Origin of the sequence: Celeribacter baekdonensis (assembly GCF_900102315.1) — a bacterium.
In the GTDB taxonomy this organism is placed as follows: Bacteria; Pseudomonadota; Alphaproteobacteria; order Rhodobacterales; family Rhodobacteraceae; genus Celeribacter; species Celeribacter baekdonensis.
In genome coordinates, this window is the sequence record NZ_FNBL01000005.1 from 1 (window position 1) to 20,056 (window position 20,056).

13 protein-coding genes are annotated in these 20,056 nt (G+C 59.1%); 7 read left to right on the forward strand and 6 right to left on the reverse strand.

Features of this window, described 5'->3' with window-relative positions; all coding sequences use genetic code 11:
• From BLT54_RS10075 to BLT54_RS10105, 7 genes are all read left to right on the forward strand, one after another.
• Window positions 1–1,112: AMP-binding protein (locus tag BLT54_RS10075; protein WP_143026792.1), on the forward strand; the 1,112-nt coding region annotated here is incomplete at its 5' end.
• 207 nt (window positions 1,113–1,319) lie between these two features.
• The gene (locus tag BLT54_RS10080; RefSeq protein WP_009572495.1) at window positions 1,320–1,577 is read left to right on the forward strand and encodes a DUF4212 domain-containing protein; all 258 of its coding nucleotides are present in this window, start codon (window positions 1,320–1,322) and stop codon (window positions 1,575–1,577) included.
• Window positions 1,578–1,589: 12 nt separating this feature from the next.
• Window positions 1,590–3,317: a sodium:solute symporter family protein gene (locus tag BLT54_RS10085; protein ID WP_074644515.1), complete on the forward strand. Its 1,728-nt coding sequence runs from the start codon at window positions 1,590–1,592 to the stop codon at window positions 3,315–3,317.
• A 106-nt stretch (window positions 3,318–3,423) separates the two neighbouring features.
• Window positions 3,424–5,241 carry a DUF294 nucleotidyltransferase-like domain-containing protein gene (locus tag BLT54_RS10090; protein WP_074644517.1) on the forward strand — a complete coding sequence of 606 codons (1,818 nt, stop codon included), beginning with the start codon at window positions 3,424–3,426 and terminating at the stop codon, window positions 5,239–5,241.
• Window positions 5,242–5,269: 28 nt separating this feature from the next.
• Window positions 5,270–5,785 (forward strand): hypothetical protein, encoded by a 516-nt coding sequence (locus BLT54_RS10095; RefSeq protein ID WP_074644520.1) that lies wholly within the window; start codon window positions 5,270–5,272, stop codon window positions 5,783–5,785.
• A gap of 25 nt (window positions 5,786–5,810) precedes the next feature.
• Window positions 5,811–6,200, forward strand: coding sequence for a response regulator transcription factor (locus tag BLT54_RS10100; RefSeq protein WP_074644522.1), 390 nt, complete (start codon window positions 5,811–5,813; stop codon window positions 6,198–6,200).
• Window positions 6,190–8,298 carry a 3'-5' exonuclease gene (locus BLT54_RS10105; RefSeq protein ID WP_074644525.1) on the forward strand — a complete coding sequence of 703 codons (2,109 nt, stop codon included), beginning with the start codon at window positions 6,190–6,192 and terminating at the stop codon, window positions 8,296–8,298. Before BLT54_RS10100 ends, BLT54_RS10105 begins: the two co-directional genes overlap by 11 nt.
• Before the next feature lie 4 nt (window positions 8,299–8,302).
• Here the strand turns inward: BLT54_RS10105 and BLT54_RS10110 are convergent, their stop codons facing one another.
• The 6 genes from BLT54_RS10110 to BLT54_RS10135 form a co-directional block, all read right to left on the reverse strand.
• Window positions 8,303–8,908, reverse strand: coding sequence for an NUDIX hydrolase (locus BLT54_RS10110; protein WP_074644527.1), 606 nt, complete (start codon window positions 8,906–8,908; stop codon window positions 8,303–8,305).
• Between the two features lie 21 nt (window positions 8,909–8,929).
• Window positions 8,930–10,099 (reverse strand): beta-barrel domain-containing protein, encoded by a 1,170-nt coding sequence (locus BLT54_RS10115; RefSeq protein WP_074644529.1) that lies wholly within the window; start codon window positions 10,097–10,099, stop codon window positions 8,930–8,932.
• Complete coding sequence (locus BLT54_RS10120; RefSeq protein WP_425429333.1) at window positions 10,099–12,342, reverse strand: ATP-binding cassette domain-containing protein; 2,244 nt, start codon at window positions 12,340–12,342, stop codon at window positions 10,099–10,101. Before BLT54_RS10120 ends, BLT54_RS10115 begins: the two co-directional genes overlap by 1 nt.
• 443 nt (window positions 12,343–12,785) lie before the next feature.
• A complete protein-coding gene (locus BLT54_RS10125; RefSeq protein WP_176832864.1) occupies window positions 12,786–14,036 on the reverse strand; it encodes a TolC family protein in 1,251 nt (416 codons plus the stop codon).
• 188 nt (window positions 14,037–14,224) lie between these two features.
• On the reverse strand, window positions 14,225–17,377 hold the full coding sequence (locus BLT54_RS10130) for an Ig-like domain-containing protein (RefSeq protein ID WP_074644535.1): 3,153 nt from the start codon (window positions 17,375–17,377) through the stop codon (window positions 14,225–14,227).
• 233 nt (window positions 17,378–17,610) lie between these two features.
• Window positions 17,611–20,049: a heavy metal translocating P-type ATPase gene (locus BLT54_RS10135; RefSeq protein ID WP_074644537.1), complete on the reverse strand. Its 2,439-nt coding sequence runs from the start codon at window positions 20,047–20,049 to the stop codon at window positions 17,611–17,613.
• Between the last annotated feature and the right edge of the window lie 7 nt (window positions 20,050–20,056).

Here is a 20,056-nt window from a genome sequence, read left to right on the forward strand (position 1 = left end):
ATGCCGCGATGACCCATAAATACGTGTTCGATTACCACGACGGCGACGTGTTTTGGTGCACCGCCGATGTCGGTTGGGTGACGGGGCACAGCTACATCGTCTACGGCCCGCTGGCCAATGGCGCGACCACGGTGATGTTCGAGGGCGTGCCCTCCTACCCCGACGCCGGCCGGTTCTGGGCCGTGTGCGAAAAGCACAAGGTCAACCAATTCTACACCGCCCCCACAGCCCTGCGCTCGCTCATGGGGCAAGGCAACGAATGGGTTGAAAAATATGACCTTTCCTCGCTCAAACTGTTGGGCACGGTCGGCGAACCGATCAACCCGGAGGCGTGGAATTGGTACAATGAGGTCGTCGGCCGCGGCACTTGCCCGATCGTCGACACCTGGTGGCAAACCGAAACCGGCGGGCATCTTTTGACACCGCTGCCGGGCGCGATCCCGACCAAACCGGGCTCTGCGACCGTGCCATTCTTTGGCGTGCAGCCGGTGATTTTGGACCCGGCCACGGGCGAAGAATTGACCGAAACCGCGACCGAGGGCGTGCTGTGCATCAAAGACAGCTGGCCCGGCCAAATGCGCACCGTCTGGGGCGATCACGAGCGGTTCCAGGAGACCTATTTCCAGCAATACAAAGGCTATTATTTCTCCGGCGACGGCTGTCGGCGCGACGCAGACGGCTATTACTGGATCACCGGCCGCGTCGATGACGTGATCAACGTCTCCGGCCACCGCATGGGCACCGCCGAGGTCGAAAGCGCGCTGGTCGCCCACGCCCAGGTCGCCGAAGCCGCCGTCGTCGGCTATCCGCACGACCTCAAGGGCCAGGGCATCTACGCCTATGTCACGCTCATGAACGATGTCGAACCGACCGACGCGCTGCGCAAAGAGTTGGAAAAATGGGTCCGCACAGAAATTGGCCCGATCGCCAAACCGGACTTCATCCAATGGGCCCCCGGCCTGCCCAAAACCCGATCCGGCAAAATCATGCGCCGCATCCTGCGCAAAATCGCCGAAAACGACACTGGCAGCCTGGGCGACATCTCAACCCTCGCCGAACCCGCCGTCGTCGAGGAATTGATCAGGAATTCGTTGTATCAAAAAACTGCGTGAATTTTACGCAGATATGGTAGAGTAACGCATCGCCCCCACCAAATGAGGGGCGGTGCTACACATCCCGGATCACACGCACAACCCGTGTTGATCCATCTGGGAAGGGAGCCCGGGCCCCACGAGGAGGTGGGACCCGTAACGTAAAGGACCCACGATGCTGCCCGGAACAGGGTGCGCGTGGGTCGGGGACAAAAGGGAGGACCGCACATGGCGGACAACTCAGAAAACAATGCCTACTGGGCCGCGAACAAGCGGATCATCGTCATCTCGCTGGTGATTTGGTTCATCTGCTCCTTTGGCTTTGGCATCCTGCTGCGCCCGATGCTTGCGGGCATCAAGATCGGCGGCACGGATCTTGGCTTTTGGTTTGCACAACAGGGCTCGATTCTCGTGTTCCTGGTGCTCATTTTTACCTACGCGATAAAAATGAACAAACTCGACAAAGAACACGGCGTCGACGAATAAGGAGCGCATGGAATGGACCAGTTTACCCTCAACTTGATCGTTGTGGGCGCGACTTTTGCGCTCTACATCGGTATCGCGATCTGGGCCCGTGCGGGTTCCACATCTGAATTTTATGCGGCTGGCCGGGGGGTTCACCCTGTGCTCAACGGCATGGCCACCGGCGCGGACTGGATGTCTGCTGCATCGTTCATCTCGATGGCCGGCATCATCTCCTTTGGCGGCTACAACACGTCTGCTTACCTCATGGGGTGGACCGGCGGCTATGTGTTGCTCGCCATGTTGCTTGCCCCTTACCTGCGCAAGTTTGGCAAATTCACGGTTCCGGAATTTATCGGTGACCGTTTCTATAGCCAAACGGCACGCACCGTGGCTGTGATCTGCTTGATCACTGCTTCTCTGACCTATGTGATCGGTCAGATGACCGGCGTGGGCGTGGCCTTCTCCCGCTTCCTCGAAGTGGAAAACACCACCGGCCTGTTGATCGGTGCAGCCATCGTGTTCTTCTATGCGGTTATCGGCGGCATGAAGGGTATCACCTACACGCAGGTGGCACAGTATGTCGTGTTGATCATCGCCTACACCATCCCGGCGATCTTCATCTCGCTGCAACTCACCGGCAACCCGATCCCGCCGCTGGGCCTGTTCTCGGATGCAAAATCCACTGGCCTGCCGTTGTTGGAAACGCTGAACGGCATGTTGAAAGATTTGGGCTTTACCGAATACACCAAACAGACCGACACAACGCTCAACATGTTCCTCTTCACCATGTCTTTGATGATCGGGACCGCGGGTCTGCCGCATGTGATCGTGCGTTTCTTCACCGTACCGAAAGTGTCTGATGCACGCTCCTCTGCCGGTTGGGCTTTGGTGTTCATCGCGCTTTTGTACCTCACCGCTCCGGCTGTGGGTGCGATGGCCCGCGTCAACTTGATCGACACAGTCTACCCGAATGGCACGACCGAGGCCCCGCTTGCCTATGAAGCACGCCCGGATTGGGTCAAAAACTGGGAATTGACCGGCCTTTTGGGCTTTGACGACAAAAACGGTGACGGCCTGATCGACTATGTGGCCGACAAAGACGCAAATGAGTTCACCGTGAACAACGACATCATCACGCTTGCGAACCCGGAAATCGCCAACCTGCCGGGTTGGGTGATTGCGCTGGTGGCCGCCGGTGGTCTTGCCGCCGCTCTGTCCACCGCTGCGGGTCTTTTGATGGCGATCGCATCGGCTGTGTCGCACGATCTCATCAAGTCGCAGATCAACCCAGCCATTTCCGAGAAGGGCGAACTTTTGGCCGCTCGGGTCGCAATGGCTGTGGCGATCGCTGTGGCAACCTATCTGGGCATGAACCCTCCGGGCTTCGCGGCGCAAACGGTGGCTTTGGCCTTTGGTTTGGCAGCGGCGTCGATCTTCCCGGCCTTGATGATGGGCATCTTCTCGAAGCGCATCAACAACAAGGGCGCGGTTGCGGGCATGATCACCGGTTTGGTTGTGACCATCGTCTACATCTTCTTGCACAAAGGCTGGTTCTTCGTGGCCTCCACGGCGTCCTTCTCTGATGCTGAGCCGATGATCTTGTCGATCAAATCGACCTCCTTCGGGGCCGTCGGTGCAGTCCTCAACTTTGCGGTTGCTTACATTGTCTCGAACGCAACAGACGAGCCGCCGGTTGAGATTCAAGAACTGGTCGAAAGCATCCGCGTCCCGCGCGGTGCTGGCCAGGCGGTCGATCACTAAGCCTGTCGGTTTCGGGCTGGCCTCAGGGCTGGCCCGTCGCCATAGTACAGGGGCGCGGGGGCCAGTGGCTTTCGCGCCTCTTTCAATTTTACTTTGGACAGTCGCGATGGAAACCACCGCAAAGATCATCAACTTTCTCCACACCACCCACCCTTACGATGTTTTGCCCGAAAGCGAATTGGCGGAGCTGTCCACCTCCTTTTCCCGCAAAAAATTTAACGAAGGCGATGTGATCTATGCCCATGGCGACTTGCTTGAGGGGCTGTATCTGATCAAGGAAGGTGCGGTTGAGATCATCGACATCAACGGCGCACAGGTCTCCCTGTTGCAAAAATCGAACCATTTTGGCGAACGCGGCTTGTTGCGCGACGGGCATGCGGCGACGACGGCCACGGCGGCCTCCGAGTGCACGGTTTTGGTGCTCACACCGGAGGCGTTCAAAACCGAAGTGGCCGCGAACCCGGCCTTTGCCCGCTATTTCAACCGCGGCCAAGCCCGCCCCAAAGTCGCCACGGGGCTGATGACCCAACATGTCTCCGACCTGATGGCCCATGCGCCTGTGACCTGCTCGGAGACCACCACAATCTCCGATTGCGCGCGGATGATGCGCGATCACATGGTCTCCTCTGTGGCGGTGACCGAGGGCACGCGCCTGACTGGTCTGGTGACTGTGCGCGATATGACCAACAAAGTTTTGGCCGAAAGCCTTGATACCACCCTGCCCGTTTCCACTATCATGGCGCACGATCCGATCACCTTGGACCCCGGCGCACTTGGCACTGATGTCATCCATGTCATGTTGGAAAATCACATCGGCCACCTGCCGATTGTCGAGGGCGGCACATTGGTCGGCATGGTCACCCAAACCGACATCACGCGGTTCTTTGGTTCGTCGCAAACGCAAATGGTGTTTGATCTCTCAAACGCAAAAACCATCGCCGATATGGCTGCGGTCACGGCCCGCTTGCCCGAATTTCTCATGCAACTTGTCGGCGCACATCTGGCGCATGATGTGGTGACACGAAAGATCACCGACATCGCCGATATCGTCACCCGGCGCCTGTTGAAAATGGCTGAGGATGAATTTGGCCCCGCTCCCGTGCCCTATCTGTGGGCCGCCTGTGGCTCGCAAGGGCGGCGTGAACAGACCGGCGTGTCGGATCAGGACAACTGTTTGATCATTGATAATGCCGCGACAGAGGCCGATATGGCCTATTTCCGCAAGCTGGCAAAATTCACCTGCGATGGGCTCAATGCCTGCGGCTATGTCTATTGCCCCGGTGACATGATGGCGATGACGGAGCGGTGGTGTCAAAAACTGTCGGTCTGGGAAGGGTATTTCAACAAATGGATCAGCGCGCCCGACACTGAAGCGCAAATGTTGGCCTCCGTCATGTATGACCTGCGACCGATTGCGGGCGAACACCGCCTCTTCACACCGCTGCAGGACACGGCTTTGAAAGCCGCCGCGAAGAACTCGATCTTTGTTGCCCATATGATCGCCAATTCGCTCAAACACACCCCGCCCTTGGGGCTGCTTCGCGGCTTTGCCACGATCAAATCCGGCGAGCATCGCAACGCTTTGGACATGAAACACAACGGCGTTGTGCCGATTGTTGATCTGGGCCGGGTCTATGCGCTTCAGGGTACATTCACCGCCGTAAACAGCCGTGCGCGCATTGAGGCGGCGATTGAGGCCCACGTGATTTCAGAAAGCGGCGGCAAGGATTTGCTCGCCGCCTATGACACAATCGCCACCGCTCGGTTGGAACATCAGGCCGCACAGGTACGCGATGGCACCCCGCCCGATAATTTCATGAGCCCCTCGGCCCTTCCGGCCTTTGAGCGCTCGCATTTGCGCGATGCTTTCGTCATCGTGCGCACCATGCAATCCTCGCTCGGCTCGTCCGCCGCGCGCAGTTGACCAAACCTGAAAGAAGGGACCAATCCCCATGCTTCTCGAATTCATCGCCACCATCACCGCCGGCGTCGGCGCTGCCGGATTTATCCTTGGTCTACAAAAACTCACCCGGATCAAATTCCCGAAATGGGCCATGCCCGCCGCCGCAGGGGCCGCGATGTTGGCCTTTGCGATCTGGAGCGATTATTCGTGGTACACCCGTGCGTTGGATGGCATCGGCGAAGGCAAAGTCGTCGCCACCACGATTGAGAAAAGCCAAGTCTGGCGACCTTGGACCTATCTCGTTCCGGTCACCACCCGCTTTATCGCCCTCGACAAAGATGGGGCAACTGTTGAGGACGGCACGGTTTTGACCGACATGTATCTGATGGCGCGGCGCGGCGATGCGGCCATCGTCCCCACCGCCTTTGATTGCATCCTAGGCCGTCGTGCTGATTTGGTTGGTCTTAAAAAAGGCCCGATCAAAGAGATGCTGGCACAGGCCGATTGGTACGCCATGCAAAGCGACAATCCGATCCTGCGCACGGCCTGCGATGCGTTGAGATAACACCACGGAGGGGAGACCGTAAAAGATGCAAGGCAAACCGCGCATTCTTTTGGTGGAAGACGAGGACAATATCGCCATTGCCATCACGCTTTTGCTGTCGCGCGAAGGCTATGACATCCTGCGTGTCGCGGACGGGTCCCAAGCCATCCCCAACATCCGCGCGCAACAGCCCGATCTGGTGATTTTGGATGTCACATTGCCGGGAAAATCCGGCTATGAGGTCTGCCAAACCATGCGATTGACCCACGATCTGACCGCGATCCCGGTGTTGATGATGTCCGCGCGCGCCTCACAGGCCGAGCAACGCAAGGGGCTTGCCATGGGCGCCAACGCGTTTTTGACCAAACCCTTTGCGATGGATGATCTGCGGTCCCGCGTGGCCGAGCTGATCACGGGAGATCGAGATGAAAATTGAACATTGGTCGCTGCGGCTCCGGGTCTTTCTGTTCTTCGCTGGCCTTGCGGGCGGCGCGATCATGGCGGTCGTGGCGGGGCTTTATCTGGGATTTTCTCGCCTGCATGTGCCTGAGGCCCGCGATGGTTTTGTCTTTGCCGGTGCGATTGCCAGCTTTGCCATCCTCGCCATGGTGGTTTGGATTTGGCTGATGTTTGACGACAACGTCGCCAAGCCAATCCAACGTCTGGCCGGCGGCATGTTGGCGCGGGCGCACGCCGATGTCGATGAGGCGCTGAATGAAAAAACCGCGCGCTACCTGGGCGATCTTGCTCCCGCAGCACATGCTTTGACCGAAAACCTCGTCAGCACCCGCAACAAACTGGCCGAGACCGTGGCGATGGAAACCACCCGTTTGGTCGACGAAAAAGAGCGCCTCTCCACCCTCTCCGCCGAGATGCCACATGGCGTGGTCTTGCTGTCCGGCCTGCATAAAATCGCCTTTTACAACGGTGCCGCCGCCAATCTTTTGTCCGCCGACCATGCACCGGGGCTGGACCATGAAATCTTTGACTTTCTGCGCCCCGCACCGATCCGGTCCGCCTATGCCCGGCTTTGCGCAGGCGAAGGTGGCGAGGGGCATGTCCTTCCCCTGACTGTGGCCACGCGCCATGGCGGGCAAATCCTGTCGGCCCGGATGCGGTTGATGCATGCGCCCAATGAGGGCGACGCAACGCCGCCCTATGTGTTAAGTTTGGATGATGTGACCGACGACCTCGCGATCCATGCCAAACGCGAAAAGCTGCTGTCGCGGATGTTTGACCGCCTGCGCCCATCCATGGCCTCTTTGCAGACCACTTTGGCGGCACGTGAGGCGGATGACACGCTGCGCAATGATCCCCGTTTGAACACTGCACTGGTCAACGAAATGCAGGTCCTGACCACGGCCATCGCCACGTTTGACGCCGAATATGAGGCAACAAAGGCCGATTGGTGGCCGATGGCCTCGGTGCGTGGCTCCGAACTTTGCGATGCTTTGCGCGCGCAATTGGCGCAAGGCGACACCGCCCTGACCGCGGATGTGGTCGAACCGCTCGCCCTCACCTTGGACGCGGTTCAGATCATCACCCTGATCGCCCACATCGCTCGTTTGGTGACCCAAGACGGCGGCCGGGCGTTGTCGTTTTTGATTTCCCGCGAAGAGGACGGCGGCGCGATGTTGGCGCTGGGGTGGTCGGGTGCGCCTTTGTCCGTTGATCGGCTGGAAACATGGCTGACCCAGCCGCTTGACGTGGGTTTGGCTGATATGACCGGGCGTGACATCCTTGCGACTCATGGCACCGATATCTGGCCGGAATTTGGCCGCGCCTCCCGTGCCGTCCTCAAACTGCCGATCCGCTCCGCGCGCCCTGTGCGACGCGCCCCGGTCGATGGGCGGCGCACGGTGAGCTATGACTTTGATCTATTAGCGCATCGACCATCGAAAGAGGTGATGGAAACCCCCCTCTCTCACCTGACCTATGTGGTGTTTGACACGGAAACCACCGGGCTTTTGCCCTCGCAAGGCGACGAGATATGTCAAATCGCGGCGCTGCGCGTGGTCAATGGCAAGGTCCGCAATACGGAAACGCTCGACGCGCTGGTCAATCCCGGACGCCCCATCCCCGCCTCGGCCACCGAAGTTCATCACATCACCAATGCCATGGTCAAAGATGCGCCCCCGATTGATGTGGTCGGGCGGCAACTTCACAGCTTTGCCCGCGGTGCCGTTTTGGTCGCCCATAACGCACCGTTTGATTTGGAATTTCTACGCCGCCACGAGGCTGGAATTGGTGCGACGTTCAACAACCCGGTGCTCGATACCGTGCTGCTCTCCGCCATTGTCTTTGGTCAATCGCAAGAACACACGCTCGATGCAATCTCCGCCCGCCTCGGTGTCAAAATCCCACCCGAGGCACGCCATACCGCCATGGGCGATACGGTGGCGACCGCGCAAGTGTTTATCAAAATGCTGCGCATGGCCGAGGAACGCGGGATTGTGACCTTTGGCGATGCTTTGACGGAAATGCGCAAACACAAGCGCCTGTTACAAGATGCCAATCAGCCCGAAAACGCGTGACGGATTACAGCAGAGACCGAATTTGTCCCACATCAGAGCGATGATCATAAAACGGCACATGCTCTGGCGGCAACGCCTTGTGTATCGCCGCTTCGACCTCGGCCAAAACCACCCGCGTGACAAAGGGCAGATCAAAACCGCGCGCGCCCGCAAGCGTCACCCATTGCAAATGCGACAGCTCGTCTTCGGCTCTTGAGAAATCATCCGGGTCGTTGGCCAAGCGTGCCGCATCCACCAGAAAAAACCGCGCATCAAACCGACGCGGACGTCCCGGCGGGGTGATGGCCCGGAACACGAAATGCAAATCCGTAACGTCCGGCAAAATCAATCCGGTCTCTTCGCGCAACTCGCGCAAAGCCGCATTGGGCAACGCGCGTATCATCTCAGGCGGGGAGTCGGCGGCCAGTCGGCGCGCGCAAACCGGCGTCAACTGGCCGGGCGGATCACGATCAAAATCCTCCGCATCGACAGCACCGCCCGGAAAGACAAATTTGCCCGGCATGAACACCGCCCCATGACCACGCTGCCCCATCAAAACGCGCGGCACCTCCGCGTCCTGGCGCAGCAGGACCACCGTTGCGGCGTCGCGTATGGGGATATCTTGGCTCATACCGTCACTCTACGCGCAACCCTATGGCTCACGAAAGGCCTCGCGTGATTTGTAGAGCGGTTTCAGCAGATATTGCAAAAACGTCTTTGACCCGGTGTGTAATTCGACCTGTGCGCGCATACCGGGGCGGATCTCGATTTGTTGTTGCCGCTCGGTCAGACTGCTTAGATCAACCGTCGCCGTCACCCGGTAATAAGGCTCCGCTTTCGGGTCGCGCTCGTCTTTAAATGTGTCCGCCGACACCACCTGAACCTTACCCTTGAGAGACCCAAAAATCGTGTAATCATAAGCAGATAACTTGATCGTCGCGTCTTGACCGGGTTGCACATGGGCAATGTCTTCGGGGCGCACACGCGCTTCGACAAACAGTTCTTCGTCCACCGGAATGATCTGAACCAACTCCTCACCGGGCCGGATCACGCCACCGATGGTCGTCACCATCAGGCTGTTTACGATCCCCCGCATCGGCGCGACAATCACTGTGCGTCCGAGTTGATCATTGGCCAAGGTCAGCGCCTGTTTCACTGAGGCCAGTTCTTTAAGCGTGTCGGAATAGTCTTCGGCACGCTGCAATTCCGCCTGTGTGACGATCTCGTTGTATTTGAGTTGCGCGTCAGAATGCGATTTGCGCGCGCGGGTCACTTCGATCAGCGACACCACGTTTTTCGTCAGCATATCCTCCATCAAGGACCGCTCGGTCTCCGCCTGTTTCAGGACCGCCATCGCGCCATCTTTGCGGGCCAAATAATCGCCAACCCGCGCTTTCAAAAGCGCCTTTTCCGAGGCCAGAACCGTCGCAGCCCGTGCAGCAAGATCATCAGCCACGACAAACGCATCATTGCCTTCAAGCTCCGCCTCAAGCCGCAAACGCCGCACCTCTAAGGCGTCGATTTTTTCCTGAAGATCATCGACGGAGGTGCGAAACTCCGTGCCCTGCAATTTGGCCAATACCTGACCCTGTTCGACCTCCTGGCCCTCATGCACCAAGAGCTCGGACAAGATGCCGCCCTCAAGGTTCTGCACAATCTGCGGGCGCGATGAGGAAATCATTTCACCATCCGAACGCACAATCTCATCAACCCGCGCAATCGCCGCCCAGAGCAAAAAAATCACAATCACAACGGCCGAAATTCGAATGATCCAACCCGGACGATCCATGTCCTTGTCGAGCATGTCGTCGAACGTGGCCATCAGCGCGCTCTCGCTTTTTCGAGATGCGCCATGACCTGTGCACGCGGTCCGTCAACCACCAGTCGCCCGTCTTTAAACACCATCGCCCGATCTGCGAGGGCAACGATAGGCAAGCGGTGCGTGGCAACGACGACGGTGCGGCCCGAAAGCCAGTCTGTGAGCCGCGCCACAAGCGCGGTTTCAAGCGTCTGATCCAAGGCCGCGGTCGGTTCATCCAACAGACAGACAGACGGGTTTTGCAGCCACATCCGTGCCCAGCCAATCGACTGTCTCTGTCCCACCGAAAGGCCTTCACCACCATCGCGAATTTCAAGGTCCAGCCCGCGGTGATGCCCGCGCACAAAAGCGCCAAGCCCGGCAAAATCCAAGGCGGCAAGCAGGCGATCATCATCACGCTCCATACCGCCCAAGTTCAGGTTGTCACGCAGTGTCCCGGCAAACAGCCGCACGTCTTGGCCAAGGTAACCGACAGAGCGACGAATGTCGCGCGGATCAATTTGCGACATCTCCGCACCGTCCAACAAAATGCGCCCTTGCGTCGGGGCATAAAGACCGGCGAGAAGTTTCAGGAAGGTGCTTTTACCTGATCCATTGGCACCTAATACTGCAATTTTCTGCCCCGCTTTGATATCGAGTCCCGGCAGATCAAGCGTCGGTGCACCCTCTGTATCATAGCGGAACTGCGCCTCACGCAGCACGAATGCGCCGTTGATCTGTGGACGACGGAGAAAATTGCGATCCCCGCCATTGTCCTGCGGCGCGTCCGCGATGGCGTCCAACCCATCGAGCGCCGTTTTGACATTGGTCCACCGCGCCATTGTCGTCGAAAGCTGGGTCAGCGGCGCAAGCGTACGGGAGGTCAGGATGCCGGTCGCGATAATGGTCCCAACGGTAAATTCACCGGCAAAAACCAAATAGGTTCCGGCGACCACGGCCAAAACATAGGTCAATTGCTGCACGCCTTGGGACCAAAAGGTCAGCATGCCGGAAAGTTTGCGCTGTTCCGACGATTTCGCCGCAGACAACAGGTTCAACTCATCCCAAATCCGCCGCACCCGATCTTCGCCGCGTTGGGTTTTGATCGTGTCGAGTTCAAACACCGCCTCATGTAAAAGCCGCGTCGATTTGGCCGATGCCCCTTGGGTCTCTTGGGTCAGGCGCATCATCCGTTTTTGGAACAGATAGCCGGGCACCACCATGATGATCGCGCCCGCGACCAGAATCCAAACAATCGGGCCAGCAATCGAGGCCACGAGACCAAAGAACAAAAAGATAAACGGAATGTCAGCGACCGATCCAATGGTCGACGCGGTGAAAAATTCGCGCACCGAACCGAATTCACGCATGGCGGAAAACAGGCCCGTCGGCGTTGTCGGCCGCGCATCAGACCGCATCCCCAGAAGCCGCTCCATCAACATCGACTGAACCCGCATTTCAATTTGACGCCCGGCCCCATCCATCAAACGCGAGCGCGCGAGTTTCAAAACCGCTTCTAACGCGATGGCCAAAACTGCGCCCAACGCCAGCACCCAAAGGGTGGCTTGGGATTGATGCGGGATCACCCGGTCATAGACCTGAAGCGAAAACAGAGCGACGGCCACGGCCAACATATTGGCCACAAGCGAGCCCAATGCGATCTCGCCAATCTGCCGTTTGAACGCCCCGAATTGACCCCAAAACCAATGCTGTTTTGACAAAAGCGGCACATGAGTGGCAGTCAATGTGTCCAAAGTTTTCCCGGCGCGTACGATGGTCCCGGTGAAGAACGGTGCAAATTCATAAAGCGGCACTTCGGCAACCTGATCGGTGCCGGTGTGATCAAAAACGGTCAAAACCTCGCCCTTTTGCGACCACACAAGGACGATATGCCCGGACGACATATAGGCCAATGCGGGCCAGGCCTTGGGCGCGATCGCGGCCAGATGGGTGACTTCGGCGGAGAGGCCCGTCAGGCCAATCGCACGCGCCATGGCGGCGGGGGCGACATCTTCGCCAGTTTGATCCGCAAAACTTTCGATCAGGTCAGAGATCATCGCACGTTGACCAAAACGCGCGGCAAAGGTCGCGACCAATTCGGCACGTTGCAGGAATTTGCGCGAAAACACCGCTTGGTCCGGGCGCGGGGTCGGTTCCGGCTGCGGGATCTCGACCTGTTGCTGAGGCTGCGGAAAAATATCAGCAGGTGCAACTGGGGCTGTGACCTGCGCCTCTTGGTGCTGTGTGACCGTTTCGTCCTGCGTCATTTGCGGTGCAGGCGGCACGTCACGGGCCGCTTGGCGCGCCTTGGCTTCGGCTTTCACCTCCGCCGCATCGCGTTTGGGTTTGCGCGCGGCTTCTGCGGCTTGGCGGGCCTTTTCAACGCGAAGCGCCTTGGCCTGTTCACGCGCCTCTCGTTCCTCAACGCGCAGCTTTTCCGCCGCCTCTTCGCGCAACCGTGCCTCGCGCGCCGTGTCGGCCACCTTGCGCCGCACGGCCTCGGTCGCTGCGCGTTTCTTTTCCACCATGGGATCAACAACTGGCGCAGGTTTATGAGCCGCAGGTGCCAGTTTCGTTTTCAGAGCACCCCGGCCTTGAGAGCCCAGATGAACGGTCAAAGGGGCCTTTGGAGCCTTCGGACGATTAGACACATCTTCGGGGGTCTCAGGCTTGGCCGAGGTGACAGTAAAAGCGAGCTTTGGTGCTTTCCTCATATGTCCACCCCATCGGCCAAAGCCCCTGACACGCGCGCGATCTCAAGCTCGGTCAAGGCAATTTCATATTTTAAATCAATGTGTTTCAACTCATCGCGGATCATTTGCTCATAGACGTTCAACACGTCCATGACGCTTTTTTGCCCGGCTTCGAATTGATCTTGGAAAATGCGGTAATTGGCGCGGGTTTGTTCGACCAAATCGGCGGCATCGCGTTCTTGACGGCGCAGGGCCGAGAGGTGGCTATCCAGGCGCGCACGTTTGCGCGCGGAGGTTTCGCGCGCCTTTTCGACCTGTGCGCTGGCGGCCAATTCGCGCGCCCGACTGGCCTCCATTTCCGCGCCCGTACCAAGCCCCAAACCCGCCCCATCATAGGCAGCCCCTGTGCTGTTTTTCTGGCCCAAAAGGGTCGAAGCGGACAGCGTTGGCAGCATCGCGGCGCGTTGTGCTTTGGCCTCGGCGATGGTGCGTTTGGCCTCGGCTTCGGCACGCAAAACGTCGAGCGTCGTCACAGACCCAGTCGGCAGGGAAATTCCCATGGCCTGATCAAGAACCGGGAGCTTGGCCCCCCCCGTCAGCGTGTCCAACTCCGCCCATGCACTGTCTTCGGCCTCACGGTGGGTGCTGGTTTCATGCTGCATCTCGGAGAGGGTCGAGCGCACGACACGTTGATCCGACAGGCTCGACGCGCCGCCTTTGACCCGCTCGGTGACAACCCGATTGAACTCCTGCATCCGGCCCAAGCCACGCTCGGCCATGCCTGATTTCTCATGGGCTTCAGCGGCGGTGATATAAAGCGTAAGCCCTTCGTAAAGCCGGTCATTGACGTCTTGCGACAGTGCCACAGCGGAAACTTCGACATCGGCGGCGGCAAATTCGCGCTCGGCCTTGTGTTTGCCGTTGTCATAGAGGGTAACGTCCACCAACAGGCCCGCGACCACTTCGCCCAAAGAATTGAGCGTGATCGACGGGCCGATGGTCGGCATCCAATTGGTGGAGCGGGCAATCGCGCGCATTTTGGAGGCGCGCAATTCGGCCTCGGCCACGCCCGACGAGGTGGCAAGCACAGCGGTTGCGACCTCGTCATAGGCGGAGCCGGGCGTTAACACCGAACGGCGCGCGATCAGATCAGAAATCAAAGGCGAGGCTTCACCGGAATTGGCGGCAGAGAGGCTTGGGGTTCCGCGGTCTTTGGCTTCGGCAACCGTTCCGGCTTTCGCGCCTGCACTGCCCTTGAAAAGGGCCACAGGCTTGACGTCAAACAGATTTGATACCCCTGGCGAACCGGCGGTGCAGCCAGTCACAAACACTGCCGCCCCCAATAGCGCACTCAATTTACCCAAAGACTTCATAACACCCGTCGCGCTCCCCCGCCTCCGCGCTTTCTTTACGAGTGCGGGCACAGAAACGCACCCGCACCCCATTGTTTTCACCGTTACGGCAGGACCACTTCGATGTGGTGATCAATCATCACTTGATCATCGCCAAGCGTGTAGATGTCGTAGGTCGCGCCATCAATCGTTGTGGTGTCCCCCGTCAGCGCCCCACCTTCAAGCACCACACGATCGTCTGCGCCACCATGAATGGTCAAAACGCCATCTTCCCCCACGATCCGGTCCAAATCAGCCGTAGACAGCGTGACTTCGCCGCCGTTGACGAATTGAAGATCAATCGCGCCAAGATCGAATTGATCAAGCCCGGCGTTGTCGATATCCACCTCGAAATAGGCCCCATCGGGACGTTCGTTTGTGGTGTCAAGCACGAGCAATGTATCGGACTGGTTGCCCGCGACATCTTCGAACGCGATGACAATCTGGTCGCCGTTCGACACATGGCTGCCAAAGTTGAGCAAGGTCTGCGACCCAAGGTCATAATCGGTGTGCGAAATCTCGGTCGAGGAGCCGCTTTCATCAAGAGAATAGACCGACACATCCTCCCCCATCTCACTGACGGAAATCGAATGCACCCCATCCGTCCCGCGTGTCACGGTTTCGATGAAGGGCGACGAAATCACCGTGTCGATGGTGACCTGCGCCGTTTCGGTGCGCGTGTTGCCAGCGGCATCAGTGGCCTCAATCTGTACATTGGCGGCATAGGTTCCTTCGGGAATTTCACCAGGCGCGTAGCTCACGCTCCAATTGCCCGCCGCATCGACAGAGGCCAGATGGCGCATGCCATTGAGGGTCACATAGACGGTCGATCCCGGCTCGACGAACCCGGTCAGAGTGGCACCAGAGTGCACCTCGGCGAGGTTGATAAACATGTCGCCGCTGGCATCACCGTTCAGGCCCAAAGAGGTGACCAGAGTGTCGTAGGTGATGGTTTCCGACAGCGACGCGGTGTTGCCCGCCGGGTCTGTCGCGTTGATGATGACGTTGGCGGAGCCTTCGCCGGAGGGCAGCGCAGAGGCCGGAATGGTCGAGGACCAATTGCCCGCGCCATCGACGGCGGCCATGTAATTTTGGCCCTGGAAGGACAACACAACAGTGGACCCCACCTCAACCGTTCCCGCAAGTTGTACGCCCGACTGGGCCTCGAGGCCGTTGACCACACCGTCTGACCCGCCTTGTTGGGCGGTCTCGGCGAAGTTGCTGACAAACGTGTCGACTTCAACGGCGGTTTGCACAGTTTTCGTGTTGCCTGCCGCATCGGAAATCGTCGCCGACGCACCGGTGTCATATTCGCCCGGAGTGACGTCGGAGGCGGCAAAGAAGGCCGCAAACGTCCCGGCATTGGTCGATGTGACCGAGTGGGTCACGCCGCCCAAAGTGACGGTGATCGTGTGGTTCGGAGTGGCCGTGCCGCTGACCCAGACCCCATCGGAGGCCTCGACCGCGTTGATCACATTGTCGCCCTCAATCGGGTTGGTGGACAGCGCGATGTCGCCCGCAACCGTATCGACATGAACCGTGCTTGTGGTGGTCGCGGTGTTGCCCGCGGCATCGGTGGCAACGGCCGTCAGCGTGGTGTCATATTCACCGCCCGCCAAACTGCCCGCTGCATAGGTCGCGGTCCAATTCCCTGCCCCATCGGCCACGGTGGTCACGGAGACACCCGAAAGCGTGACAACAACGGTCGCGCCCGGCTCAGCTGTGCCAGCAAAGCTCATGGCCTGCTGGCTTTCAGAAAGGTTGATGGTTTCGTCGCCGCCCGAATGTCCCGCGTTGATCGCCACACCGGTTTCGGTGTCGATCGAGAAGGTGCCCGTCGCAGAGGCGGTATTGCCCGCCGCATCGGTGGAAACGGCGGTGACTTCGGCGCTATAGCTGCCCTGCGGCAAGGAGCCGCTTTCATAAGTCACGGACCATGTGCCATCTTCGCCAACGGTCGCGCTGCGCGAGACGCCCGCCACGGTGACAGTGACCGATGCGCCCGCTTCACCCAGACCTGTCAAGACGACACCGCCGTTCATTTCGGACAGGTTGACCATGCCATCCCCGCCCGCGGCTCCGGCATTCACCGACAACGACGCCTCAAGGTCAATTGCGATCTCATGGGTGTAAGTCGCAGCATTGCCATAAATATCCGTCACGGTTGCTGTGACGGTACTGTCATAGGTGCCAGCAGGCAGTTGAGTGCCATCAAAGGTGACGGACCATGTGCCATCTGCACCCACCACGGTCTCGATGGACTGACCTTCAAGCTCGACCACAACGGTCGCCCCCGCCTCGGATTGACCCGAAACAGGAATACCGTCGCTTGCCTCAGAAATATTGACGATATCGTCGCCCTCGACGGTGTCAAAGCTGAGATCTTCGGGGGCTGTGTCGACCAAAAGCGTGTCGGTGACCGTAGTCGAATTGCCTGCCTCATCGGTGGCCACGACGGTCACGTCAGTGGTATATTCACCGGTCTCAATCGCCTCGCTGTCAAAGACCGCCGTCCAAGTGCCGTCTTCACCGACCGTGACGGTTTCCGTGGTGTCATTGATCGTGACCTCCACAACGGTCCCCGGCTCACCGCCACCCGTGATCTCAAAGCTGCCACTGTCGTAAATCTCACCGTTCACATAGTCGCCAACGCTTTCAACGCCGGTCACGATAGAAACATCGGGGGCGGTCGTGTCGCCTTCGCCTTCGCCACCACCATTACCAGTGCCGCCGCCATTGCCGCCGTCTATCAAAATGACGCCAGCCGCCGCCGCTGCTGCGGCTCCTGCGCCACCAAGACCAAGCCCTGCAAACGCCAGAGGCGCCACAACCGGCTCGATACGCTCCAGATCGAGAAAAGCAAGCTGATCGTATTCGCTCCACTTCCCCGTCAAGTCGATGTCCTGATAGGAGGCGACGAGATCGCCCTGACTTTCATCCACGAAATCGACTTTGGTCATCAAGCCGCGTTCAGAGAGAAAGAGATCGTGATCGCCCCCCTCAAAGAAGCCCTCAAGAACAATAGACTTGCCCCCGATCAACTCGACAACAAGGTTTCCGCCTTCACGAGAATACCCCGAAACTGCGGCAGCCGACATGTTCAAAGAGATATCTTCGACGCCCTGAACCGAGATCGCTTCAACATTTTCGGAGAGGGAGAGAGTGCCCGTGTCTACATTGCCCGCGAGATCGCGGATTGAATACTGAATGCCCAACATTTTACCAATTCACTTCTGCTCGATGTACCGTTGCGTACCCAAAAAATGGTCGCAACTTGTTACTAGTTCTCCCTGCAAACTATAGGATCGAGGATTCTCCCGCTAGAGGATAAATGTCACACCGCCGCAAATTTGCCCCATTTTTCCACCAGATAGGCGACCAAACTCACCCTATACGTGTAAATGTAGCGTCTTATGCTATATCTAGAATACAGGTAAAGACGCCGCTGAGCTTAAAATGCCGCCCGCAGTCCGCGCAGCCGCAATGCGTTTGACAGCACAAAAACCGAAGACATCGCCATCGCGCCCGCACCCAACATCGGCGACAATTGAATCCCAAAGGCAGGGTAAAGCGCGCCTGCCGCGACCGGAATGAGCGCGGCATTATAGGCAAACGCCCAAAACAGGTTTTGCCGGATATTGGCCATGGTTTTGCGACTGACATCAATGGCGGTGACCACAGCCCCCGGATCGCCCCCCATCAGCACCACATCCGCCGCCTCAATCGCCACATCTGTCCCGGTTCCGATCGCCACGCCCACATCGGCAGAGGCCAGGGCGGGGGCGTCATTGATCCCATCACCGACAAAGCCGACGGAGCCAAAGCTCTCTTTCAGCGCGGTAACGATTTTGGCTTTGCCTTTGGGCAAGACCTCGGCCTCGACATGATCAATGCCAAGGTCACGCGCGATGGCTTCGGCCGCTTTGCGCGTGTCGCCGGACACCATCGCAACCTTGATCCCGCGCGCATGCAGCGCCTCGATGGTCCGGCGCGAGGTTGGGCGGACCGGATCGGAAATCCCCAGCACCAAAGCAGGCACGCCATCCACCGCCACCAAAACCGGGGTGCGGCCCTGCTCGGCCAGATCAGACAACGGCGTTTCGAACGCATCTGTGGCAATCTTTTCCCGGCTCATCAGGCGCATATTGCCGATCAGGATGTCTTTGCCCTCCACCTCGGCCTTCATCCCATGGCCCGCGACAGCGCGCGCTTTGGTGACCTCCGGCAAGCGCAACCCACGCGCCTCGGCGGCGCGTTCAATCGCGCGGGCAATCGGGTGTTCGGACTGCGCCTCGGCGGCGGCGACCATGGCGAGGAGCGTGTCTTCGTCCCCCTCTAAAACCACCACATCGGTCACATCCGGGCGGCCCTGCGTCAGCGTGCCGGTTTTGTCAAAAGCGATCACTTTGACGCCCTGAAGCGCCTGTAACGCATCGCCTTTACGGAACAAAACGCCCAGTTCGGCGGCGCGTCCGGTGCCCACCATAATCGAGGTTGGCGTGGCCAGACCCATGGCACAGGGGCAGGCAATGATCAGCACCGCAACCCCCGCGACAAGAGCATGGGCCAAAGCCGGGTTCGGCCCAAAGACCACCCAAATCAACACCGTCAACAAAGCCAGCGCCATCACCGCAGGCACGAAATACATTGTCACCTTATCGACCAGCGACTGGATCGGCAGTTTCGCCCCCTGCGCCTCTTCGACCATGCGGATGATCTGGGCCAACATCGTATCGGCACCGACTTTTTCAGCGACATAGGTCATGCTGCCTTCGCCATTGACCGTGCCCGCGATCACAGCCGCGCCCTCGGCCTTGGCCACGGGGATTGGTTCGCCAGAAATCATCGCCTCATCGACATGGCTTTCGCCAGAGATCACCCGACCATCCACAGCGATTTTTTCACCCGGACGCAGGTGCAGGACATCACCGACCTTGATCTCTTCAATCGGCAGTTCCACAACCGCACCGCCGCGTTCGACCCGCGCCACTTTGGCACGCATCCCGGCAAGTTTGCGGATCGCTTCGCCCGTGCGACCCTTGGCCCCCGCCTCCAACCAACGCCCCAACAGGATCAGCGTGACGATGACGGCGGCGGCTTCGAAATACACATTCTGTGCGCCCATCGGCACGGCTTGTGGCCAAAAGGTCACGACGGTGGAATAGACAAAAGCGGCACCCGAACCCAGCGCCACAAGCGCGTTCATATCTGGCCCACCGCGCAGCAGCGACGGGATGCCTTTGCTGAAAAACACCCGGCCCGGTCCCGCCAGCACCACGAAAGTAAGCGCGAATTGCACCATCCGCCAAAGCCATTCCGGCACTGTCATCATCCACCAATGATGCAGAGCCGGGATCACATGCCCACCCATCTCGATGATGAAAATCGGCAAGGTGAGCGCGGCGGCCAAGATCAACCGCTTGCGCAACAAACGTGCTTCGTCGGCTTTGCGGTTTTCCGGCGCGGCCGCGCGATCTATCCGCGCACGCGCCTCATAACCGGATTTGGCGATGGCTGTGGTCAGGCTTTCGACATCCTGAACGCCAGCCAGATAGCGCACCTGCGCGGTCTCGGCGGCCAGATTGACAGAGGCCTCACGCACACCCTCAAGCGCAGCAAGCGCCCGTTCGACCCGGCCCACACAGGAGGCACAGGTCATGCCCTGAACGTCAAAGATCACCTCTTCGGTCCGCGCCGGATAACCCGCCTTGTCTAAGGCCGCGACCAACCCTGCAACATCCGCCGGGGCGTCAAATGCCACCTCCGCCGTCTCTGTGGCAAGGTTCACATTGGCGTTTGAAACACCCGCCGTGCCGTTTAAGGCGCGCTCAACACGGCCCACACAAGAGGCGCAGGTCATGCCTTCGACGGATAAACGGGTGCTGTGCATTTTTGTC